Genomic DNA, 3,721 nt, shown 5'->3' with positions numbered 1-3,721 from the left:
ATTTAGTGCTATCTAGTTGTTATTCTTTTAATTCATATATAAATAGTCAAAAAAGAGATGCTAATCTAACTATTACATATAGTAATGTAGATAAAGAACAAACAAATAACAGAATACCATCAAGTATTAGTAAACAAGAATTTAAGAAATTCTTTATTTTAGGTTATAGTATTAAAGATAAGAATGATAAATCAAATAGAAGAGTAACTAATAGACCTGTTCATTTAATTGATCAAAGTGATTATGAAATAGTTGAATTAATTCCAGATAATAAGTATGGTAAGCTTGAAGCTAAGATAAGGATCAAACAGTTCAATGGCATTTTTAATGTTGTAATTCAATACAATTTATTAAATCAACAAACAGTTAACTTAAATCAAAAACTTAAAAACAAAACAGAAGCAACCTATACATTAGAGCAAGCAAGAACGCTTGCACTTAATGATCCTGATGCTTATATTAGAAACAATAAATATTATCAAGAACTAAAAGCTCATGCTATTAACTATTTTAACTCTAATCAAGTTAATCAGTATTGATCACAAACTTATACTAATCGAATTGGATATGGATCTGATTTAGCTCAATCTAATAGTCAACGAGTTAATGATTTTAATAAAGTAGCTTATGATGAACAAAATGTTTTTCATATCCAAAATCCTAAGATTTTAGATAAAGAAATTAAAACAGTTAAAGAATATGTCCCTAAGGGTTCAAATAATACATATTGAATTGATCGAGCATTAATTCATGAATTAATTAAAATTAATCCTTATGGATATTTACCAACAGCTTTTGCTCAATTTATTAATACTATTAAAAAAGAAGAATATTATAAATTTATAAATATTACAAATGATAAGAAAACAATCATTAATAATAGTAAAGATAAACTAAATGAAATTGAAATAGTAGAAATTTTATACAGAATGACTGATCGCCATGGTGAATTAGAATTCATCATTAAAATCAAAGACTTAAAAACAAATCAATTTGTACATTTAAGTGAAGAATTTAATACTACTAATTCAAGCTTAAAACGAAATGAAGACTATTGAAAATTCATTTATGATCGATCAATCTCAATCAATTTCTTATCAACTAAAGATGGGAAAGAAGCTCATATTAATTCAGGAACTGGATGAATTGTTGATCGAATCAAAGATGATTCAATTGATCCTGATTATGTTAAAGTACTTGTTGCTACTAATTTACATGTTCTATCATTTAGTAATTTTACAAAAACTAAAAAAGAAGATGAAAGAACAAGATGGTTTAGTAAAGAAGAGTATGAACAATATTTGAAAAAGAATAAGTACCAATTAGTATCTGATACTTATTTAGATAAAGAACGATATAAATATGTTCTATGATCAACAGCTGCTTATAAACCAGATATTTCTAATTTTTATAGTTCTTTAGCTGGGGTAAGTTCAGCAAGTCTTGCTAAAGTTTATAATCTTAATCAAGACAATTGATTAGATCGAACTTGATTTATTCCAAGTATTCAAGCAAATGGAGTAATAACAAACGATAATTTAGCAACCTATATTAAAACTAAAAACGGAATTAAAACATTAGCTAATGGGACAATGGATTTAATAATCGTTCCGATGCTTCTTAAAAAAGAAGATATTAAGAAACGATTACCTGCTTATTATGATGTACTTGATACTAAAAATGAAGCTGATTGATATATTGGTTTAGGAAATAATAAACCATATCTTCCTCAGCTTCAAACCTTTAGAGCTGGATATCCAGGAGATCATCGATTTAGTTCAAATGCTTTAACTTTCTTTATGGGTTCAAAAGCTTATGGTGGATTAGTCCAAGGGTTTGATCGAGAAATCACAAGTGGAACAATCATTGATTATTTAGGTGTAAAGAAGATCAATAATAAAGATGGTGTAGCTGATTTAAATAATACTTATTTACATAAAATGTTTAATGTTGGAAGTCGATTAATTAGTTCTGAAGAGATTGGGCAATTAGGAGCAGGTTCTAGTGGTTCATTAGTAATTGATGCCCGATTTAATCCAATTGGGATCCACTTTGCTTCATTACTATCAAAAAGTTATGGAACTGAAAATAATACACAAATTGCTAATTTATTTGTAGCTCAATCTCCTGATTTAATAGGTGATGTTAACTTAGGTGTTGCTTTAAGAAATAAGCTAAAAAAGGATCGAATTTATACATATAAAATCAATCCTAAAACTGAATAAGATTAAAAAATAAACTAATTTATTAAGGGATAGATAAACAAAAAACCACTTCAAAGGGGAGTGGTTTTTTTGTGTTGTTGATTATTGGAATTCTACTGGTTCTTTAAGCAAGTTAGTTTTATTAGGGTCGTTTTCTAATCAAATTCTTGTCACTATATATGTTCTACCATCTGCTACAAGTGGTTGAAATGGTGTAGTTAGAAAAGTAACATTATTGCCACTTCTTCCTCTTTCAATAGTTGGTGTTTGCCCACCTTTTGTATAGTCTTCATAATAGTTAATAGTATCTTTAACTTCTACTCTGTATCCGAAATATTGGTTTTTGATTTTGTCAAATGTAGTAGTATCAGTTGTTAGTTGGAAGTATAAATAACCCTTGTATTTTGGATCTCTAATTACCTTAAGATTAGTTAACTTGCCAGAAGTTGTTGCTGCTATTTGTTTTGCTTCTGTTTCTTTTGCTTCTTTATTTTTTGCATTTTTAGCATTTGCTTTTTCTAGAACTTTTTCTAGCTCAGCAGCCATAGAAACATCAGTAATTGCTTCTAATTCCTTATTGAATCCATCTTTTTCATCTTGGGGTAAATAACCAAGTTTTTTAATGTCTTCCTTTATTTTATTCTTTTTAGCATCAAATTCATCTTTTTGCTTTTTAGCTGCATCTTCTTCCATTTTTTTCTTATCTTCAGCTTGTGAACCTATTTCAGATTCTGTTTGATCAGTTTGTTTGCTAGTACCATCAGCCATTCCGCCATTACCCGGTTCAGAATCACTTTGATCTTTTCTTGTACCACCAGTTTGAGGATCTGATTCTGAATTCATCTGATTGTCTTTTCCATCTTTTTTCTTAGTTTCATCTGCTTGTTGATCAGTTTCGCCGTTTTTTCCTGCACTTGAACCATCTTGGTCTTTTTCATTAGATTCTTTAGGAGCAACTTCGGTTGAACCAGGTGTTTCTGTACTACCTGGTGTAGTTGTTTTTCCATCAGTTTTTTCAGTCTCAGGGCTAGTAACAGAACCTAGACTTGGTTTATTTCCATCAGTTTTTCCTTCACCTTTTGAATTAGTGTCGCCACCTAAATTATTAGGATTTTCAGGTTGAGTTTGATTATTTGGATTAGTTGTCTTAGGATCTTCTTGTTTAGTTCCTGATTCTGGATTATTTGCTCCTGGGTTTGTATTAGTTGAGCCTGTTGATGGATTAGTTGTATTGTTTTTAGAACCTTGTTTACTTGGGTTTGTAGTGCTACCACTTCCGGGATTAGCATTTGTTGTTCCACCACTATTTGAACCTTGACCAGTTGGAGTTGTTGTATTACCACTTCCTGGGTTTGTAGATTGAGTTCCACCTGATTGAGATGGGTTTTGAGTACCTTGAGAAGGTTTGCTTGGTTTTGCCTTTGTTGGTGCACAAGCTGCAACTACTCCAATAACACTAACCCCTGCCATAATAGCACCAACTGCTAGAGTTAATGCTTTTTTGTTTTTGAATTTAC

Annotated in this window: 1 protein-coding gene and 1 pseudogene; one reads left to right on the top strand and one right to left on the bottom strand. The window is 29.9% G+C overall.

The features are described 5' to 3' along the window. On the top strand, positions 1 to 2,225 hold a 2,225-nt coding region (locus UDIV_RS04645), incomplete at its 5' end, for an MAG2960 family serine endopeptidase lipoprotein (RefSeq protein WP_038103662.1). An 81-nt stretch (positions 2,226 to 2,306) separates the two neighbouring features. Here the strand turns inward: UDIV_RS04645 and UDIV_RS04640 are convergent. After that, positions 2,307 to 3,721, bottom strand: a pseudogene (locus UDIV_RS04640) (hypothetical protein); the annotation flags it as partial.

This window comes from Ureaplasma diversum NCTC 246 (genome assembly GCF_000731915.1).
GTDB lineage: Bacteria > Bacillota_I > Bacilli_A > Mycoplasmatales > Mycoplasmoidaceae > Ureaplasma > Ureaplasma diversum.
This window is presented reverse-complemented; position numbering and strand designations above follow the sequence as displayed.